Genomic DNA, 19,426 nt, shown 5'->3' with positions numbered 1-19,426 from the left:
CGCAAGTGGGAGAGTAGGTAGTCGCCGTTTTAACAGAAGCCCTGAGGCAGAAACGCTTCAGGGCTTTTTTTGTGTTTGTACGTTTCTGGATAAGTTTTGGATTCAGTATACAATAATGTAACCTGAGCTGCTTTTAGCGATATTTCAGACAATATTCATGATGAATTTAGTTGCTTTGAATAAAAAAGTTGCTATATTTGGGCGGTTTTAAAAACCTCATATAAATGCAGTAATCTTTAATAAATATAAATTCATCATGGAAAACAAGATTCAAGAGCTAACTGATAAAATCTACCGTGAAGGGGTGGAAAAAGGAAATGAGGAAGCTCAACGCCTTGTGAGCGAGGCTCAGGCTCAGGCGGAAAAACTGATTGAAGATGCAAAAAAGCAGGCTGAGTCTATATTGGCTGAAGCGAAGAAATCAGCCGACGAATTGAATGAGAACACTAAATCGGAATTGAAACTTTTTGCCGGACAGGCTGTAAATGCATTGAAGACGGAAGTGGCAAACTTGCTGACGAATCAGACTGTAGAAGAAACGGTAAAAGGATTTACTGCCGACAAAGAGTTTCTTTATAAATTTATTTTGGCACTGGCAGAAAAATGGTCAGCAAATGAACCGATTGAAATTTCGGTGAAAGATGCGGACAGTCTGAAAAAATACTTTACAGCTAAGGCAAAAGCTTTGCTGGATAAAGGAGTAACTATTAATCAGGTGAACGGAATGAAGATGTTATTCTCTATTTCGCCTGCGGATGGTTCCTATAAAGTAAATTTTGGAGAGGAAGAATTTGAGAACTATTTCAAGGAATTCCTTCGTCCTCAGTTAGTCAAAATGTTGTTTTAATCCAGTGGCATGAGCAACTATTATTATCTGGTAGCTGGTTTGCCGTCTGTGTCATTGGACGATGGCAAACTGAGTTATACCGTTGAAAACTTTAAATCTGAACTTTATCCTTCTCTGTCTGATAAAGACAAAAAGCTGATTGATTTGTTTTACCTGAAATTTGATAATATAAATCTGTTGAAACTTTTAAAGGACAAAGATGCGGGAATTGATGAACGAGGTAACTTCTCGGCAGAAGAATTGCTGCTTCTGATAGAGGCTGTTCGCCAAGGAGATGCTTGCGAGAAAAAGTTCCCTTCTTACTTGTATGATTTCATCGCTTTGTATCTACAAAATTCAGGTGAGGAGCATTTCGTGGCTGAGGAGGCGCTGGCGGCTGCCTATTATGCGTATGCCATGAGATGTGGAAATCGCTTCATAAGCCGTTGGTTTGAGTTTAGTCTGAATGTGAACAATATCCTCTCTGCTTTTATTTTGCGCAAATACAAGATGGAAGTGGCTCCCCGGATTGTGGGAGACACGGAAGTGTGTGAGCAACTGAGAACTTCGAATGCCCGTGATTTCGGATTGGGAGAACAGTTGGCTTATATGGAAGAATTGCAGCGCATTGCAGAAATGGAGGAACTGGTGGAACGTGAAAAGAAGACAGACTTGCTGGCCTGGAAATGGCTGGAAGATGAGTCGTTCTTTAATTATTTCACGGTAGAGCGTTTGTTCGTTTTCCTCTTACAGCTGGAAATGATTGAACGATGGATTTCACTGGACAAAGAAAAAGGAAATGAACTGTTCCGCCAGATGATTCAGCATCTGAAGGAAGAGGTACAGATTCCGGAAGAGTTTAGAAAATAGTAAAAATAAAATAGAATGGCAACAAAAGGAACTGTTTTAGGCGTAATCGCCAATATGGTTACATTGACAGTCGACGGTCCGGTGGCACAGAATGAAATCTGTTACATCTCGACCGGAGGTGACCGCCTGATGGCCGAAGTAATCAAGGTGGTAGGAAAGAATGTGTATGTGCAGGTTTTTGAAAGTACACGTGGACTGAAAGTGGGTGCGGAAGCTGAATTTACAGGCCACATGCTGGAAGTGACATTAGGACCTGGCATGCTTTCGAAGAATTATGACGGGTTGCAGAATGATCTCGATAAAATGGAGGGAGTATTTCTGAAACGTGGTCAGTATACTTATCCGCTGGACAAGGAAAAGAAATGGCTGTTCAAGCCTATTGTGAAAGCGGGTGATGAAGTGGGACCGTCTGCCTGGCTGGGAGAAGTGGAAGAAAACCATCAGCCGTTGAAAATCATGGTACCGTTCCAATTGCAGGGAACTTATAAAGTAAAGTCCATAGTAGAGGAAGGAGAGTATACCATTGAAGATACCGTAGCTGTACTTACAGATGCAGAGGGTAATGACATCCCTGTAAATATGATTCAGAAATGGCCGGTGAAGAAAGCCATGACTAATTATAAGGAGAAACCGCGTCCTTACAAACTGCTGGAAACGGGTGTACGTGTGATTGATACAATGAACCCGATTGTAGAAGGTGGTACAGGATTTATTCCGGGACCGTTTGGTACGGGTAAGACGGTGCTTCAGCATGCCATCTCCAAACAGGCGGAAGCTGACATCGTAATTATCGCGGCTTGTGGTGAACGTGCCAATGAGGTGGTAGAAATCTTTACAGAGTTCCCGGAACTGGTCGACCCGCATACAGGACGTAAGTTGATGGAACGTACCATCATTGTGGCAAATACTTCTAATATGCCGGTTGCGGCTCGTGAAGCATCTGTGTATACCGCCATGACAATGGCCGAGTTCTACCGTGCCATGGGATTGAAAGTTTTGCTGATGGCCGACTCTACTTCACGTTGGGCACAGGCTTTGCGTGAAATGTCTAACCGTATGGAGGAACTTCCTGGGCCGGATGCTTTCCCGATGGATATTTCGGCTATTATTTCTAACTTCTATGGTCGTGCAGGATATGTACATCTGAACAATGGAGCGACGGGATCTATTACCTTTATCGGTACCGTATCGCCTGCCGGAGGTAACTTGAAGGAACCGGTGACAGAAAATACGAAGAAAGTAGCCCGCTGTTTCTATGCATTGGAACAGGAACGTGCAGACCGTAAACGTTATCCGGCTGTGAACCCGATTGATTCTTATTCTAAGTATCTGGAGTATCCTGAATTTGAAGCGTATATCACAGAACATATCAACGCAGAATGGACGGGTAAGGTGACTGAACTGAAGACTCGTCTGTTGCGTGGTAAGGAAATTGCCGAACAGATTAACATCTTGGGTGATGACGGTGTGCCTGTAGAATATCACGTGATTTTCTGGAAGTCAGAACTGATTGACTTTGTCATTTTGCAGCAGGATGCCTTTGATGAAGTGGATGCGGTGACCCCGATGGAACGTCAGGAAGAAATCGTGAATATGGTAATCGACATTTGCCATACAGATTTCAGCTTTGACAATTTCGTAGAAGTAATGGATTACTTCAAGAAGATGATTAATATCTGCAAGCAGATGAACTATGCACAGTTCCGTTCTCCGCAATATGTGGAATTCCAGAAACAGTTGCAGGAGCTGGTTGCCGAAAGAAAAGTAAAATAAGTGAAATCAATAAATGGGTAGAAAATGGCGACAAAAGCTTTTCAAAAAATATATACAAAGATTAGCCAGATAACCAAGGCTACCTGTTCGCTGAAAGCAACAGGGGTTGGTTATGACGAACTGGCTATGGTGAACGGCAAGCTGGCGCAGGTGGTGAAGATTGCCGGAGATGAAGTGACCCTGCAGGTGTTTGAAGGTACGGAAGGTATTCCGACCAATGCAGAGGTGGTATTCTTGGGCAAGTCTCCTACGCTGAAAGTGAGTGACCAGCTGGCCGGACGTTTCTTCAATGCTTTCGGTGAACCGATTGACGGGGGACCGGAGGTAGAAGGAACTGAAGTGGAAATTGGTGGTCCGTCAGTGAATCCGGTACGTCGTAAACAACCGTCTGAACTGATTGCTACGGGTATTGCCGGTATCGACTTGAACAATACGCTGGTATCCGGGCAGAAGATTCCGTTCTTTGCAGACCCTGACCAACCTTTTAACCAGGTAATGGCGAACGTAGCTCTGCGTGCAGAGACAGACAAGATTATTCTGGGTGGTATGGGTATGACAAACGATGACTACCTCTACTTTAAGAATGTATTCTCGAATGCAGGTGCGCTGGACCGTATCATCAGCTTTGTGAATACGACAGAAAACCCGCCGGTAGAACGTCTGTTGATTCCAGATATGGCATTGACTGCGGCTGAATATTTTGCCGTAGAACATAACCAGAAAGTATTGGTACTGCTGACCGATATGACTTCGTATGCCGATGCGTTGGCTATTGTGTCTAACCGTATGGATCAGATTCCTTCGAAGGATTCTATGCCGGGTTCTTTGTATTCTGATTTGGCTAAAATTTACGAAAAAGCTGTACAGTTCCCGAGTGGTGGTTCTATAACTATCATTGCGGTGACTACTCTTTCCGGTGGTGATATTACTCATGCAGTTCCGGATAATACCGGTTACATCACAGAAGGTCAGCTCTTCCTGCGTCGTGACAGTGATATAGGTAAGGTAATTGTCGACCCGTTCCGTTCGTTGTCACGTTTGAAACAGCTGGTAAGTGGTAAGAAGACACGTAAAGATCATCCGCAGGTGATGAATGCGGCCGTACGTCTGTATGCCGATGCAGCGAATGCCAAGACAAAGATGGAAAACGGTTTCGACCTGACCAACTACGACGAACGTGCGCTGGCCTTTGCCAAGGATTATGCCAACCAGCTGCTGGCTATTGATGTGAACTTGAATACGACAGAAATGTTGGATGTAACCTGGGGCTTGTTCAGCAAATACTTCAAGCCGGAAGAAGTGAACATCAAGAAAGAGTTCGTAGATCAGTATTGGAAGAAATAAATTTATAAGACTTTAAAATGGCAATAAAATTTCAGTATAACAAGACCTCTTTGCAACAGCTTGAAAAGCAGCTGAAGGTCCGTGTGCGTACGCTCCCTATCATTAAGAATAAGGAGAGTGCCCTGCGCATGGAAGTGAAACGCTGCAAAGAAGAAGCTGCCGAACTGGAGGAACGACTGGAAACGCAAATCTCGTCATACGAGCACATGCATGCCCTTTGGAATGAGTTTGACGCTTCATTGGTAAGGGTGAAAGATGTGCATCTGGGTGTGCGGAAGATTGCGGGTGTCCGGGTTCCGTTGCTGGATGAGGTGGAGTTTGATATCCGGCCATTTAGTTTGTTCTGTAGCCCGAAGTGGTATGCCGACGGTATTCATCTATTGAAAAAACTTGCCCAGACTGCCATTGAAAGAGAGTTTGCTCTTGCCAAGCTGGATTTGCTGGAACATGCACGTAAGAAAACGACTCAGAAAGTAAACCTTTTTGAGAAAGTGCAGATTCCGGGTTATCAGGACGCTTTGCGGAAAATCAAACGTTTTATGGAAGACGAGGAAAACTTGTCAAAATCCTCTCAAAAGATTTTGAAGTCTATCCAGGAGAAAAGAAAGGAGGCGGAAGAATGATTGCAAAAATGACAAAAGTTACTTTTTTGGTATACCATAAAGAGTATGATTGCTTTTTGAAAAATATCCGTGACCTGGGAGTGGTACATGTAGCCACCAAAGCACAGGGAGGTGCTGAGAATGCGGCTTTGCAGGAAAGCATTCGTTTGTCTGCACGTTATGCTGAGGCTATCAAATTGCTGCAGGGCATGGAAACTGCTTCTGCCGAAGTGCGTGAAGGAGATGCAGCCAAAGGAGAGCAAGCCTTAAAGCAGACCGATGAGTTGCTGCAACAGTCACAGCAGCTTACGCATCGTGTACAGGCTGCCGAGAAAGAATTGGCTGCGTTGGAACCGTGGGGTGATTTTGACCCACAAAATATATCCCGTTTGCATAAAGCTGGCTATCAGACGAGCTTTTATATTTGCTCCGAAAAGCAGTTTAAGCTGGAATGGGTAGACTTGTATCACGCAACGGTTATCAACCGGATTGGCTCGAAGATGTATTTTGTCACTGTGACAAAAGGAATGGTGCTGCCGGAACTGGAAGTAGAAACGGCTAAGTTGCCGGATAGTTCACTTTCAGCCTTGCAAGCAAAGGTGGCCGATTTGAAAGCACAGCAGACAGCTCTTCAAGAAAAATTGAAAGACTTGGCTGCAACGGTGATTTCAGATTTGAAGGCTGCCCAGCATCAGGTACATTCTCAGATTGAGTTTTCGAAAGTCGTACTCAGCACGGATGCTTTGGCCGACAATAAACTGATGTTGCTGGAAGGATGGATTCCTTCGGAACGTCTGCCGGAAATGACCGAATACCTTCGTACACAGGAGGTATATTATGAAACGGCTGCTCCGACACCGGAGGATGATGTGCCTATCCTGCTGGAAAACAAAGGCTTCTTCAGACTGTTTGAGCCTATCATGCGTCTGTATATGCTGCCGAAATATAATGAACTGGATTTGACACCGTTCTTTGCTCCGTTCTTTATGTTGTTTTTCGGTCTCTGTCTGGGCGATTCCGGTTATGGCTTGTTCATGTTATTGGCGGTAACCCTGTATCGTCTGTTTGCCAAGAAACTGAGTGCCTCAATGAAGCCCATCCTGACATTGGTGCAGATTTTAGGAGCTTCGACAATGGTTTGTGGTTTACTCACGGGTACATGCTTTGGATTTAATCTGTATGACATTCAGGTTCCTTTCTTCCAGACGTTAAAGGAAACTATTTCGCTGGACAACCAGCAAATGTTCAACCTTTCTCTGATTTTGGGAGGTGTGCAGATCATTTTTGGTATGATACTGAAGGCGGTAAACCAGACTATTCAGTTTGGTGTGAAGTATGCGATTGCAACTATTGGCTGGATTCTGATTCTGGTCAGTACGGCAGTAGCTTTTGCAGCTCCCGGACTGATGGCAATGGGAGGAACAGTACATCTGATATTATTGGCTATAGGAGGCTTGATGGCTTATCTGTATAACAGTCCTGACAAGAATATTTTTGTGAATATCGGTTTGGGATTGTGGGATAGCTACAATATGGCTACCGGTCTGTTAGGTGATATTCTGTCGTATGTCCGCCTGTTTGCCTTAGGACTTTCAGGTGGCATCCTGGCCAGTGTGTTTAACAGTCTGGCGGTAGGTATGAGCCCGGACAACGTGATTGCCGGTCCGATTGTGATGGTATTGATCTTTGTCATCGGCCATGCCATCAATATTTTTATGAACGTGTTGGGAGCTATGGTACATCCGATGCGTTTGACCTTCGTGGAATTCTTCAAGAATGCCGGATACGAAGGAGGAGGAAAGGAATATAATCCTTTCAAGAATTAATAAACAAAGTATTAAAAACTAAAAAACAAATAATTATGGAAATGAATCTTTTGATTGCCTATATTGGCATCGCAATTATGGTAGGTTTGTCTGGTATTGGTAGTGCGTATGGTGTAACCATTGCAGGTAACGCATCTATCGGTGCATTGAAAAAGAACGACAGTGCATTTGGTAACTTCTTGGTATTGACAGCTCTTCCTGGTACTCAGGGTTTGTATGGATTTGCCGGTTACTTTATGTTCCAGAGTATTTTTGGTGTACTGACTCCGGAAATTACCGGTATTCAGGCTTGTGCCGTATTGGGTTCAGGTATTGGCTTGGGCTTGGTAGCCTTGTTCTCAGCTATCCGTCAGGGACAAGTTTGTGCTAATGGTATTGCAGCTATCGGACAGGGACATAACGTATTCGGTAATACATTGATTTTGGCCGTATTCCCTGAATTGTATGCAATCGTAGCTTTGGCTGCTACCTTCTTGATGGGATCTGCTTTGGCATAATCTTCAGAATTCTTTTTAATTTATCTACTTTGCCCCGCTGCACACTCTTTGTTAGTGTACAGCGGGGACTTTTTTATATATGATTCTATGGTGGAATATGATTTCGTATCGTATTGAAAAAGAAACATCTCTGTATCTTTTCGTTACTATTGGCAGGCATAAATTAGTGTAGCAATACAAAACTTTCCTTTTTTTTCTTCCGATTAAATATTTTTTGTATATTCGCGGCTGATTTAGAAGATATTAATGAGACGATGATGAAACAGTTACTAACACCTGATTATATTTTCGAATCCAGTTGGGAAGTATGTAATAAAGTGGGTGGCATATACACTGTATTGTCTACAAGAGCAAAAACCTTGCAGAATACTTTCCCTGATCGAATTTTTTTTATAGGACCAGATTTCTGGTCGGGTAAGGAAAATCCGTTGTTTGTGGAAGATTCAAAGCTTCTTCAGGCATGGAGAGAGCATGCAATCAAGAAAGATGATTTGAAAGTACGCGTAGGGCGTTGGAATATTCCAGGTAAGCCGATTGCTATTTTAGTCGATTTCACTCCTTTCTATAAGGATAAAAATGAGATATATACTCAGGCATGGATCGATTTTCAAGTAGATTCCTTGCATGCTTATGGAGATTATGATGAAGCTTCTATGTTCTCGTATGCTGCGGGAAAAGTAGTTGAAAGCTTTTATCGTTACAACCTGACAATGAGCGATAAGGTCATATATCAAGCTCATGAATGGATGACTGGCCTTGGCGCACTATACTTGCAAAAACACGTTCCTGAAATTGCTACAATCTTCACTACGCACGCTACTACTATCGGGCGTTCCATTGCAGGAAATAACAAACCTCTCTATGATTACTTGTTTGCTTATAATGGTGACCAGATGTCCCGTGAACTGAATGTAGAGTCAAAGCACTCTATTGAAAAGCAGACAGCCCATCATGTAGATTGTTTTACTACAGTCAGCGATATTACCAACAATGAATGTAAGGAATTGTTGGACAAAGAGGCGGACGTGGTCCTGATGAATGGTTTTGAAGATGATTTCGTTCCCAAGGGAGAAGAGTTTGAAAAGAAAAGAAAATATGCCCGCGCTTTGTTGCTGAATTTGGCTAACAAGTTGCTGGGTACTCATTTGGGCGATGATACGCTGATTGTAGGAACAAGCGGTCGTTATGAATTCAAGAATAAGGGTATAAACGTGTATCTGGAAGCGTTGAACCGTTTGACACGTAAAAAGAGCCTGAACCGTGAAGTCGTGGCTTTTGTCAATGTGCCAGGATGGGTAGGCGATGCCCGTGAAGACTTGAAACAACGTCTGGAAAGCAATGATGATTACAATACACCGCTGGAATGTCCTTTTATTACGCACTGGTTGCATAATATGAGCCATGACCAGGTGTTGGATATGTTGAAATATTTGAACATGTCTAACTCTCCGGAGTCAAAAGTAAAGGTTATATTTGTGCCTTGCTATCTGGATGGCAACGACGGAATATTGAATGAAACCTATTACGATTTGATTATAGGGGCAGACTTGAGCGTATATCCGTCATATTATGAACCATGGGGCTATACTCCATTGGAAAGTGTGGCTTTTAAAGTGCCTGCCATTACGACGGATCTGGCAGGATTCGGCTTGTGGGTAAATTCATTGAAAGGTCATCCCGGTACATTGGAAGACGGTGTAAAAGTTATTCATCGTACCGACTACAATTATTCGGAAGTGGCAGATGTAATTCGTGACACGATTACCGAATTTGCTAAGTTGCCGGAATCTGAAGTACAGATAATTCGAAAAAATGCGGCCGACATTGCTGAAAAGGCTTTGTGGAAACATTTTATACGCTATTATTATGAAGCATACGACGTGGCTTTGCGCAATGCAAAAGAACGTTGCAAATCTTATAAACAAAAATGAACTTATAAAACATTAGTGATATGAAAATCAAAACAAACTATGCTAATACTCCTGTTTGGAGAGAAATTAATGTGAAATCTCGCATCCCGGAATCTTTGAAGATGCTGGAAGTGATGGCTCGTAACATTTGGTGGGCATGGAATGATGATGCTACTGAAATGTTTAGAGAACTTGACCCGGAATTGTGGCGTGCTGTCGGACAGAACCCTGTGGCTTTGCTGGAACGTCTTAACTACGAAAAGCTGGAAGCTCTGTCTGTAGATAAAGAAATGTTGGGTAAGATTAATGCAATCTATGATAGATTTACTGAATATATGTCTGTAAAACCAGACAAAAACCGTCCGTCTGTAGCTTATTTCTGTATGGAATACGGTTTGACTCATGTACTGAAGATTTATTCTGGTGGTCTGGGTATCTTGGCCGGTGACTACCTGAAAGAAGCTTCAGACAGTAATGTGGATATGTGCGGTATCGGTTTCTTGTATCGTTACGGCTACTTCACACAGAGCCTTTCAATGGACGGTCAGCAGATTGCTAACTATGAAGCTCAGAACTTCGGAAGCCTTCCTTTGGAACGCGTGAAGGATGAAAACGACCAGCCGATGGTATTGGATGTACCTTATTTGAACTATTATGTACATGCATACGTATGGAGAGTCAATGTAGGTCGTGTACCTTTGTATCTGTTGGATACAGACAATGAAATGAACAGCGAATTCGACCGTTCTATTACTCACCAGTTGTATGGTGGTGATTGGGAAAACCGCTTGAAACAGGAAATCTTGCTGGGTATCGGTGGTGTGCTGTTGCTGAAGAAACTGGGTATCAAGAAAGATGTATATCACTGCAACGAAGGACATGCGGCATTGTGTAATGTACAGCGTCTGTGTGACTACGTAGAAAGCGGAATGTCATTTGACGAAGCATTAGAAGTGGTTCGTGCTTCTTCTCTGTATACTGTACATACTCCGGTTCCGGCAGGACATGACTATTTCGATGAAGGATTGTTCGGTAAGTACATGGGCGGTTATCCGCAGCGTATGGGAATCAGCTGGCAGGATTTGATGGACTTGGGACGTATCAATCCGGGTGATCCGAACGAACGTTTCTGTATGTCTACATTTGCTTGCAACACTTGTCAGGAAGTGAACGGTGTAAGCTGGTTGCACGGAAAGGTTTCTCAGGAAATGTTCTCTGGAATCTGGAAAGGCTATTTCCCTGAAGAAAATCATGTAGGTTATGTAACTAACGGTGTACATTTCCCCACTTGGTGTGCTTCTGAATGGAAAGCTTTGTATAATAAATACTTTGACAAGAACTTCATGCACGACCAGTCAAATCCGAAAATCTGGGAACGTATCTACAACGTGCCTGATGAAGAAATTTGGAAGACTCGTGTGGCTTTGAAGAACAAACTGATTAACTACATCCGCGATCAGTTCCGTGATACATGGTTGAAGAACCAGAGAGACCCGTCACGTGTGGTATCTTTGATGGATAAGATTAACCCGAATGCCTTGCTGATTGGTTTTGCTCGTCGTTTTGCTACTTACAAGCGTGCACACTTGTTGTTCACTGACTTGGATCGTTTGGCTAAGATTGTAAACAATCCTGACTATCCGGTTCAGTTCTTGTTTGCTGGTAAAGCTCACCCGCACGATGGAGCAGGTCAGGGATTGATCAAGAAAATTATCGAAATCTCTAACCGTCCGGAATTCTTAGGAAAGATTATTTTCTTGGAAAACTATGATATGAAGTTGGCTCGTCGCCTGGTATCTGGAGTAGATATCTGGATGAACACTCCGACTCGTCCGTTGGAAGCATCTGGTACATCAGGTGAAAAAGCCTTGATGAATGGTGTGGTTAACTTCTCTGTATTGGACGGATGGTGGCTGGAAGGTTACCGTGAAGGTGCTGGATGGGCATTGACTGAAAAACGTACTTACCAGAACCAGGAACATCAGGATCAGCTGGATGCTGCTACTATCTACAGTATCCTGGAAACAGAAATCCTGCCGTTGTATTATGCAAGAAACAAGAAAGGATATTCTGAAGGCTGGATAAAGACTATTAAGAACTCTATCGCTCAGGTTGCTCCTCATTATACCATGAAACGTCAGTTGGATGATTACTTCGCTAAGTTCTATGGTAAGGAAGCTGAACGTTTCCACGCGCTTGAAGCAAACAACTACGAACAAGTGAAGAAACTGGCTGCATGGAAGGAAGAAGTAGCTGCTAAATGGGATGAAATTCAGGTTGTTTCATTCAACAAGTGCCAGGATTTGTGCAACGGTAACGTAGAAAGCGGTAAAGACTACAAGCTTACTTGCGTGGTAGATGAAAAAGGCTTGGACGATGCAATCGGTATCGAACAGGTGGTTACTTATACCAATGCAGAAGGCCGTGAATACATTTATGCGGTTAACCCGATGAAGATGGTGAAACGTGAAGGCAACTTGTTTACTTTCGAAATGATTGCAGGTTTGTCAAATGCGGGTAGCTTTAAGGTAGCTTACCGTATGTTCCCGAAGAACGATGCACTGCCTCACCGTCAGGATTTCTGCTATGTACGCTGGTTTAATGAATAAAGACCTCTGTCTGTTCAGATAATCATATAAACAGGCCATTCCGGATAATTTTGATATCCGGAATGGCTTTTTTTGTTTTCAAAAACTATATGCCATGAAAATATTAATCGTTGAAGATGATGCAGACTTGCGGGAAATTACCACCCGTTCGTTGGAGAAAGAACGTTATGTCGTGTCGCAGGCACCAGATTATAAAACGGCACTTCGTAAAATAGAGGATTACGACTACGATTGCATATTGCTGGATATAATGTTGCCGGATGGTTCCGGACTTGATTTACTGGAAGAATTGCATGCGTTGGGAAAACGGACCAATGTCATTATACTGTCGGCCAAGGATTCTTTGGAAGACAAAGTCAAAGGATTGGATTTAGGAGCGGATGATTATCTCCCTAAGCCTTATCATTTGGCCGAGCTCCATGCGCGATTGAAGAGTCTGTTCCGTCGTAACCAGCGGGAAGGAGAGAAGAAGGTAAGCTATGGCAATGTAGAAGTCATCCCAGACCATTTTAAGGTTGCAGTAGGAGGGAAGGAACTGGACCTGAACCGGAAAGAATACGATATTCTGCTGTATTTTATGCTGCGTCCCGGAAGATTGGTAAACAAAACCACACTGGCTGAATCTGTATGGGGAGACCATATTGACCAGGTAGATAATTTTGACTTTATCTATGCACAAATCAAGAATCTGCGCAAACACCTGAAAGAAGCCGGTGCTACGGTGGAGTTGAAAGCAGTGTATGGTATAGGTTATAAACTGGTAGAAGAATGAAACTGTTTCAGTTGGTCATGTGGCGTATGTCCACCATCTTAGTGGTCATACTGACGTGTTGGGCGGTATTGTTTTATCTGGCCATTATGGAGGAGGTGAACGACGAAGTGGATGATTCCTTGAGCGATTATGCCGAGTCGTTGATTATCCGTTCCCTGTCGGGAGAACAGATGCCTGATACAAGCAACGGCTCGAACAATCAGTATTTTCTGTATGAGGTCACTCCAGAATATGCAGCCTCCTATCCTAATATATCCTATCGGGACGAAATGGTATATATTACCGAAAAAGGAGAGACGGAACCTGCCAGAATATTAATGACCATTTTCCAGAAGGAGGATGGGGGATACATGGAGCTGGTGGTCTATACTCCTACCATTGAGAAATTCGACCTTCAGCGTGCCGTTTTAGGGTGGATTGTCTTTCTTTATGTACTGCTGTTCCTGATGATTTTAGCGGTTAATGCCTGGGTGTTCCATCGCAATATGCGGCCACTTTATACTTTGTTGAAATGGCTGGAAGATTATCGTTTGGGAACGAAGGAAAAACCGCTCGATGAATCACTTCGGATTGTGGAATTCCGGAAACTGAATGAGGCGGCCAATATGTTCTCAGAACGCAGTGAGAAACTCTATGAGCAGCAGAAACTGTTTATCGGAAATGCCTCACATGAGATGCAGACACCGCTGGCTATTTGCCGTAACCGCCTGGAAATGCTGATGGAGGATGAAACATTGACCGAGAAACAGCTCTCCGAACTGATGAAGACCCATCGGACACTTGAAAATCTGACACGCCTGAATAAGTCGCTGTTACTATTGTGCAAGATAGAGAACCGTCAGTTTACAGACGTAAAATCTTTGTGCCTGAATGAGCTGCTTTTGCAGTATCTGGATGATTACAAGGAGGTATATGCCTATCGTTATGTGCAAGTGGAAGTGCACGTAGAAGAATGTTTCCGTTTGGAAATGAGTGAGTCGCTGGCTATCGTCCTGCTGACCAATCTGCTGAAAAATGCGTTTGTGCATGTGACGGAAGGTGGAGTGATTGCTCTTTCTTTTACGGCTTCTTCTTTCCGTATCAGCAATACCGGAGACGCTTCATTGGATAAGAACCGTATTTTTGAACGTTTCTATAAAGAAGGAAAAGCCGAGGGTTCTACAGGACTTGGACTGGCCTTGGTAGACTCCATCTGTAAGGCCTATCATCTCACTCTTTCATATACCTTTGAAGACGGGCAGCATATTTTTTCTATTGTTTCTTGATTTTTTTGTTGAAAAAGGGGAAATCTTCAGATTCTTTTCAGAATTACATCCCATTTTTGCAGTACAAATAAATCATTAAAGTATTCATCTTATAAAAATAGAACATTATGAAAAAGTTAGTTTTTTTACTCGTGTGTGTGTTTACAGTGTCAACCGTGGCGATGGCAGATAACGAAAAACCGATTCAGGTAGGACAGTTGCCTACGAAGGCGCAGACTTTCATCACTACTTACTTCAAAGGACATAAAGTAGCTTTGGCAAAACAGGACAGCGATTTATTCAGCAAATCATACGATGTGATTTTTACCAACGGCGAAAAGATTGAGTTTGACAAGTCCGGCGACTGGACAGAAGTGAAATGTAAATCCGGCGTACCGACTCAGATTGTTCCGTCGGCCATCCGCACGTATGTGAAGAATAATTACCCTGACGCTTCCATCATTCAGATAGAGCGCAAACGCAATGAATATGAAGTGAAACTCTCTAACCGATGGGAGATTACATTCGACAGCCAGATGCGCGTAATTGATATTGACGATTAAGTTGGTTATATCCTTCGGGAAACTGTAGCCCGTTCCTTTTTCAGAAAAAAGGGGCGGGCTATGTGTTTTTATGTGGGATGAGTTGATGGGTTAAGTGGGGCGAGACTGATACACAATGGCTTGGCGGTTCGCAGTACTTTCTAAGGAGGATTGCAGTACTTCTTTGAAAGTACTGTAGTACTTCCTTTGCAGTACTTCAGTACTTCCACGGAAGTACTGGGAAAACGTAGTTGCTTTTTCCTTGCAGACTGACCATTCTTTTCCCACTTCATCGGTAGAGTCTGCCTTTTCGTAGTTTTTTACATCTTATCCGGTAAATATTCCATTTCCTGCCCTATTTGTTTTTTGTTATTTTGCATCCGTAATACAATATAACAAAAAAATATCATGAAAAATACACTCATCGCCTGGTTGTTCTGTCTTCCTTTTGCTTCGTGTACAAGTCCTGTTACACAGATGGATCTTTCCGGACAGTGGACGGTATGTCTGGATAGTACCGATGTGGGGATGGATGCTTCTTATGGCGGAAAATTGTTTGATACCTCCATTACACTTCCGGGTACAACGGATGAAGCTCATCTGGGCACTAAATGCACGTTGAAACCTGCATTGGAGAAATCGCAGCTGCTCCATCTTACCCGTGCCTACAGTTATGTAGGTCCGGCCTGGTATTCACGCGAGATTCAGGTACCTTCCGACTGGAAAGAAAAAGATTGTATCCTTCATCTGGAACGTGTGTTATGGGATACACAAGTATGGATAGACGGGCAGAAAGTAGAAGGTCATGAAGAAAGTCTGACGACTCCGCATGAGTATGACTTGACTCCTTATATTCAGCCTGGGAAAAAACAGGTACTGACTGTCAGAGTGGACAACCGCAAGCGCTATGATATGTCGGTGAATGATCTGGCACATGCCTATACAGATGCCACTCAGGTGAAGTGGAATGGTATCTTAGGTGACATGTACATCAAGGCTGTGGAGAAAACACGCGTAGAAAGTCTGCAGCTTTATCCGGATGCTGCTTCACGTACAGTAAAGGCTGTAGTTTCTGTATATAATTCATCTTCACAGACTGCACCGGTTAATCTTAGCCTGCAGGTAAAAGGAAAGGATGATAGCAAATCGTACGCTTCTGTCGAAACTCAAGCAGAAGCCGTGAAAGGTTATTCAACGGTAGAACTGACCTGCCAATTAGGGGATAATGCTCCTCTGTGGGATGAATTCAATCCTTATCTTTACGATGCTTCTGTAGAATTAGTATCCGGAAAATCGACTTCACTTACAACCGAAACTTTCGGATTGCGTGATATACGGCATGAAGAAAACAAACTGGTGTTGAATGACAAACCGATATTCCTTCGTGGTACCTTGGAGTGCTGCATTTTTCCTTTGACCGGCACACCTCCTACAGATGAGGCTTCGTGGGAAAAACTTTATGCTTCTGCACGCGAATATGGAATGAATCATCTCCGTTTTCATTCCTGGTGTCCGCCGGAAGCTGCGTTTAATGTAGCCGATGAAATGGGATTCTATGTACAGGTAGAGCTTCCTGTATGGAGTGTGACGCTTGGAAAAGATTCTGCTACGGTCGAGTTCCTGCGTGCCGAAGCAAAGCGTATAAGTAAGGAATATGGCAATCATCCTTCTTTCTGCTTCTGGAGCATCGGAAATGAGCTGCAGTATGATTTCAATATTTTGGCATCCATGTTGGGTGAAATGAAGGCTGCAGACGACCGCCATTTATATACCACCACTTCGTTTACATTTGAAAAAGGTCACGGCGACTGGCCGGAAAACCAGGATGATTTCTTCGTCACTCAGTGGACCAAGAAAGGATGGGTACGTGGACAGGGAGTATTCAATCAGGAACTGCCGTCATTTGATAAAGATTTCCGTGCATCTATAGACGGTATGGAAGTGCCTTTGGTGACCCATGAAGTAGGACAGTATTCTGTCTATCCGGATCTTACGGAAATTCCTAAATATACGGGAACTTTGATGCCGCTGAATTTCATGGCAGTGAAAGAAGACTTGGAGAAAAAAGGATTGATAGACAAAGCTCCTGAGTACCTGCAGGCTTCCGGAAAATTGGCTGCCATTCTTTATAAAGAAGAAATAGAACGTGCTTTGAAAACACCGGGCATCAGCGGATTCCAGTTGCTCGACCTGCACGATTTTCCGGGACAGGGAACGGCACTGGTAGGACTGCTCAATGCATTCTGGGAAAGCAAAGGCATTCTTACTGGTGAAGAATTCCGTGAATTCTGCGCACCGGTAGTTCCGTTGCTGCGTTTTCCGAAAGCTGTATATACGAATAATGAAACATTCGAAGCACAAATAGAACTTTGTAATTACGGAAAGGATGAGTTGAAGAACAGCACTCTTTCCTGGGAGATTACCGCAGACGGACGCTCGTTGGGCAAGGGAAAGACTCCGGCAGCTGCATTGGCTTTCGGTCATAACGGTGGACTGGGAAAAATTTCATTTCCGTTGCAACAGGTAACCAACGCTTCGAAATTAGAAGTTTGCTTGTCGCTTGACGGAACAGAATACCGTAATCGCTGGAACGTATGGGTTTATCCGTCATCCGTAGACACAAAATGGGGAGACGTGAAATACACCCGCAGTTACGACGAAGCAATGGCGTTGCTCAAGAAAGGTGAGAAAGTATTGTTCAATCCTGACTGGCGCACACTTCAAGGCATTGAAGGAAAGTTTGTACCTGTATTCTGGAGCCCGGTACATTTCCCGAATCAGGCTGGTACCATGGGTGTACTTTGTAACCCCACTCATCCGGCTTTGGCTGACTTCCCGACCGACATGCACACCGACTGGCAATGGTGGGATTTGAACATTAATTCGACCACCTTGGTAGTAGACAGCCTGCAGGGAGGTGCTTCTGTGGTAGAGATGGTAGATAATTTTGTTCACAACCGTCGCCTGACTTCCTTGTATGAAGGACGTGTAGGAGAAGGAAAACTGATGCTGGCCACTTTTGATTTGCAGACCGCTCTTGACAAACGTCCGGTAGCCCGTCAGATGCTTTACTCTATCCTGAACTACATGAACAGTGAGGAATTTGCTCCCACTCAGTTGGAAGGACTGGATAAAATAAAAGATATGTTTGGAACTGCACGTAACCAGAAACAGCCAGCTAAGGGTATTTACTAATGAAAAATCTATTATAACCGTATAACCATGAAAAATCATCAATTGTTTATCTATTTTATTTGCCTGGTGTCTGCCATGGGAGGACTCCTCTTCGGGTACGACTGGGTAGTGATAGGAGGTGCCAAACCTTTCTATGAAGAATATTTTCATATTGCCGGCGATGAGGGCATGCAGGCATTGGCCATGAGTATCGCTCTGTTAGGATGTCTGTTAGGAGCCACTATGGCAGGTTTCCTGGCTGACCGTTACGGACGTAAGAAGCTGCTGGTGTTATCCGCTTTTATCTTTTTTGCTTCTTCGTGGGCCACAGGAGCTGCCACAACTATTCCTACCTTTATCATCGCTCGTCTTGTAGGAGGGATGGCCATCGGACTGGCAGCCGACCTTTCTCCGATGTACATTGCGGAAGTGGCACCTACTCAGATTCGTGGTAAACTCGTTACACTGAACCAATTGATATCGTATTGGGAATTCTTGGCGCACAGCTTGTAAATATGCTGATTGCAGAGCCGGTACCGGAAGGTGCTACGGCGACCGATATCTTGAACTCATGGAACGGACAGACCGGATGGCGCTGGATGTTTTGGGCTGTATGCGTTCCTTCGGGACTCTTTTTCCTATTAGCGTTGTTTATTCCAGAAAGTCCGCGTTGGCTGGCCAGTATGAAGCAGATGGAGAAAGCCAGAAAAGTGCTGTGTTCCATTGGGGGAGCAGCGTATGCAGACAGTGAAATTGAAAATTATACTCGTGCAGGTGCTGCTTCACATGCCGAAAAAGGTGTATTGTCCTTGCTCTTCTCTTCTAAAATGCGGAATGTACTGATTATCGGTATTGTGGTAGCTATGTTCCAGCAGTGGAGCGGTACCAATGTCATCTTCAACTATGCGCAGGAGATCTTTCAGGCAGCAGGCTATGGCATTTCAGACGTACTAATGAACATTGTCGTGACAGGTATTGCCAATCTGGTCTTTACGTTTGTGGCCATCTATACCGTCGACCGCTTGGGAAGAAAGACGTTGATGCTGACCGGTTCCATCGGGCTGGCAGGCATCTATACCCTGTTGGGCTTAAGCTATTTCTTTGAGTTCAAAGGCTTCATCATGATTGTGTTTGTGGTATTGGCCATCGGATTCTATGCCATGTCGTTAGGCCCTGTCACTTGGGTGCTACTTTCTGAAATATTCCCCAATAAGGTGCGTGGCGTAGCCATGGCAGTATGTACGGCTGCATTGTGGATTGCTTCTTTCCTGCTTACCTACACATTCCCTTTCCTGAATTCCGGACTGGGCACAGGAGGTACCTTCCTGCTTTATGCCGTTATTTGTTTCTGCGGCTTCCTGTTTGTATGGCGCCGTATTCCGGAAACCAAAGGCAAGTCGCTGGAAGAATTGGAAAAAGAATTGATTAAATAAACAG

General features: G+C 43.8%; 13 protein-coding genes and 1 pseudogene. All 14 read left to right on the top strand.

All coding sequences use genetic code 11. From position 1 onward, the window contains the following. The first annotated feature begins 256 nt into the window (after positions 1 to 256). The gene (locus DXD04_RS08900) at positions 257 to 847 is read left to right on the top strand and encodes a hypothetical protein (RefSeq protein WP_022053116.1); all 591 of its coding nucleotides are present in this window, start codon (positions 257 to 259) and stop codon (positions 845 to 847) included. A 9-nt stretch (positions 848 to 856) separates the two neighbouring features. Then, positions 857 to 1,696 (top strand): DUF2764 family protein, encoded by an 840-nt coding sequence (locus DXD04_RS08895; RefSeq protein ID WP_117672704.1) that lies wholly within the window; start codon positions 857 to 859, stop codon positions 1,694 to 1,696. 15 nt (positions 1,697 to 1,711) lie between these two features. After that, complete coding sequence (locus tag DXD04_RS08890) at positions 1,712 to 3,469, top strand: V-type ATP synthase subunit A (RefSeq protein ID WP_117672702.1); 1,758 nt, start codon at positions 1,712 to 1,714, stop codon at positions 3,467 to 3,469. A 24-nt stretch (positions 3,470 to 3,493) separates the two neighbouring features. Continuing rightward, a complete protein-coding gene (locus DXD04_RS08885; protein ID WP_007560284.1) occupies positions 3,494 to 4,813 on the top strand; it encodes a V-type ATP synthase subunit B in 1,320 nt (439 codons plus the stop codon). A gap of 17 nt (positions 4,814 to 4,830) precedes the next feature. After that, positions 4,831 to 5,436 carry a V-type ATP synthase subunit D gene (locus DXD04_RS08880; RefSeq protein WP_007560286.1) on the top strand — a complete coding sequence of 202 codons (606 nt, stop codon included), beginning with the start codon at positions 4,831 to 4,833 and terminating at the stop codon, positions 5,434 to 5,436. Then, a complete protein-coding gene (locus DXD04_RS08875) occupies positions 5,433 to 7,241 on the top strand; it encodes a V-type ATP synthase subunit I (protein WP_117672700.1) in 1,809 nt (602 codons plus the stop codon). Before DXD04_RS08880 ends, DXD04_RS08875 begins: the two co-directional genes overlap by 4 nt. A 35-nt stretch (positions 7,242 to 7,276) precedes the next feature. Then, on the top strand, positions 7,277 to 7,738 hold the full coding sequence (locus DXD04_RS08870) for a hypothetical protein (protein ID WP_022053121.1): 462 nt from the start codon (positions 7,277 to 7,279) through the stop codon (positions 7,736 to 7,738). Between the two features lie 254 nt (positions 7,739 to 7,992). Continuing rightward, positions 7,993 to 9,669, top strand: coding sequence for a glycosyltransferase (locus DXD04_RS08865; RefSeq protein ID WP_117672698.1), 1,677 nt, complete (start codon positions 7,993 to 7,995; stop codon positions 9,667 to 9,669). A gap of 20 nt (positions 9,670 to 9,689) precedes the next feature. Beyond that, complete coding sequence (gene glgP / locus DXD04_RS08860) at positions 9,690 to 12,257, top strand: alpha-glucan family phosphorylase (protein ID WP_117672696.1); 2,568 nt, start codon at positions 9,690 to 9,692, stop codon at positions 12,255 to 12,257. Between the two features lie 94 nt (positions 12,258 to 12,351). Further along, positions 12,352 to 13,029 (top strand): response regulator transcription factor, encoded by a 678-nt coding sequence (locus tag DXD04_RS08855; protein WP_007560296.1) that lies wholly within the window; start codon positions 12,352 to 12,354, stop codon positions 13,027 to 13,029. Beyond that, on the top strand, positions 13,026 to 14,294 hold the full coding sequence (locus DXD04_RS08850; RefSeq protein WP_117672694.1) for a sensor histidine kinase: 1,269 nt from the start codon (positions 13,026 to 13,028) through the stop codon (positions 14,292 to 14,294). The genes DXD04_RS08855 and DXD04_RS08850 overlap by 4 nt, the downstream gene beginning before the upstream one ends. 107 nt (positions 14,295 to 14,401) lie before the next feature. Then, positions 14,402 to 14,836, top strand: coding sequence for a PepSY-like domain-containing protein (locus tag DXD04_RS08845; RefSeq protein ID WP_007560299.1), 435 nt, complete (start codon positions 14,402 to 14,404; stop codon positions 14,834 to 14,836). A gap of 387 nt (positions 14,837 to 15,223) precedes the next feature. Next, positions 15,224 to 18,010: a glycoside hydrolase family 2 protein gene (locus DXD04_RS08840; RefSeq protein WP_117672692.1), complete on the top strand. Its 2,787-nt coding sequence runs from the start codon at positions 15,224 to 15,226 to the stop codon at positions 18,008 to 18,010. Between the two features lie 27 nt (positions 18,011 to 18,037). Next, positions 18,038 to 19,422: pseudogene (locus DXD04_RS08835) on the top strand (sugar porter family MFS transporter). The last annotated feature ends 4 nt before the right edge of the window (positions 19,423 to 19,426 follow it).

Source organism: Phocaeicola plebeius (assembly GCF_003437535.1).
GTDB classification, from domain to species: Bacteria; Bacteroidota; Bacteroidia; order Bacteroidales; family Bacteroidaceae; genus Phocaeicola; species Phocaeicola plebeius_A.
This window is presented reverse-complemented; position numbering and strand designations above follow the sequence as displayed.

Coding starts and splice junctions, on each gene's coding strand:
- DXD04_RS08900 (WP_022053116.1), top strand. CDS start 257: ATGGAAAACAAGATTCAAGAGCTAACTGATAAAATCTACCGTGAAGGG.
- DXD04_RS08895 (WP_117672704.1), top strand. CDS start 857: ATGAGCAACTATTATTATCTGGTAGCTGGTTTGCCGTCTGTGTCATTG.
- DXD04_RS08890 (WP_117672702.1), top strand. CDS start 1,712: ATGGCAACAAAAGGAACTGTTTTAGGCGTAATCGCCAATATGGTTACA.
- DXD04_RS08885 (WP_007560284.1), top strand. CDS start 3,494: ATGGCGACAAAAGCTTTTCAAAAAATATATACAAAGATTAGCCAGATA.
- DXD04_RS08880 (WP_007560286.1), top strand. CDS start 4,831: ATGGCAATAAAATTTCAGTATAACAAGACCTCTTTGCAACAGCTTGAA.
- DXD04_RS08875 (WP_117672700.1), top strand. CDS start 5,433: ATGATTGCAAAAATGACAAAAGTTACTTTTTTGGTATACCATAAAGAG.
- DXD04_RS08870 (WP_022053121.1), top strand. CDS start 7,277: ATGGAAATGAATCTTTTGATTGCCTATATTGGCATCGCAATTATGGTA.
- DXD04_RS08865 (WP_117672698.1), top strand. CDS start 7,993: ATGATGAAACAGTTACTAACACCTGATTATATTTTCGAATCCAGTTGG.
- glgP (WP_117672696.1), top strand. CDS start 9,690: ATGAAAATCAAAACAAACTATGCTAATACTCCTGTTTGGAGAGAAATT.
- DXD04_RS08855 (WP_007560296.1), top strand. CDS start 12,352: ATGAAAATATTAATCGTTGAAGATGATGCAGACTTGCGGGAAATTACC.
- DXD04_RS08850 (WP_117672694.1), top strand. CDS start 13,026: ATGAAACTGTTTCAGTTGGTCATGTGGCGTATGTCCACCATCTTAGTG.
- DXD04_RS08845 (WP_007560299.1), top strand. CDS start 14,402: ATGAAAAAGTTAGTTTTTTTACTCGTGTGTGTGTTTACAGTGTCAACC.
- DXD04_RS08840 (WP_117672692.1), top strand. CDS start 15,224: ATGAAAAATACACTCATCGCCTGGTTGTTCTGTCTTCCTTTTGCTTCG.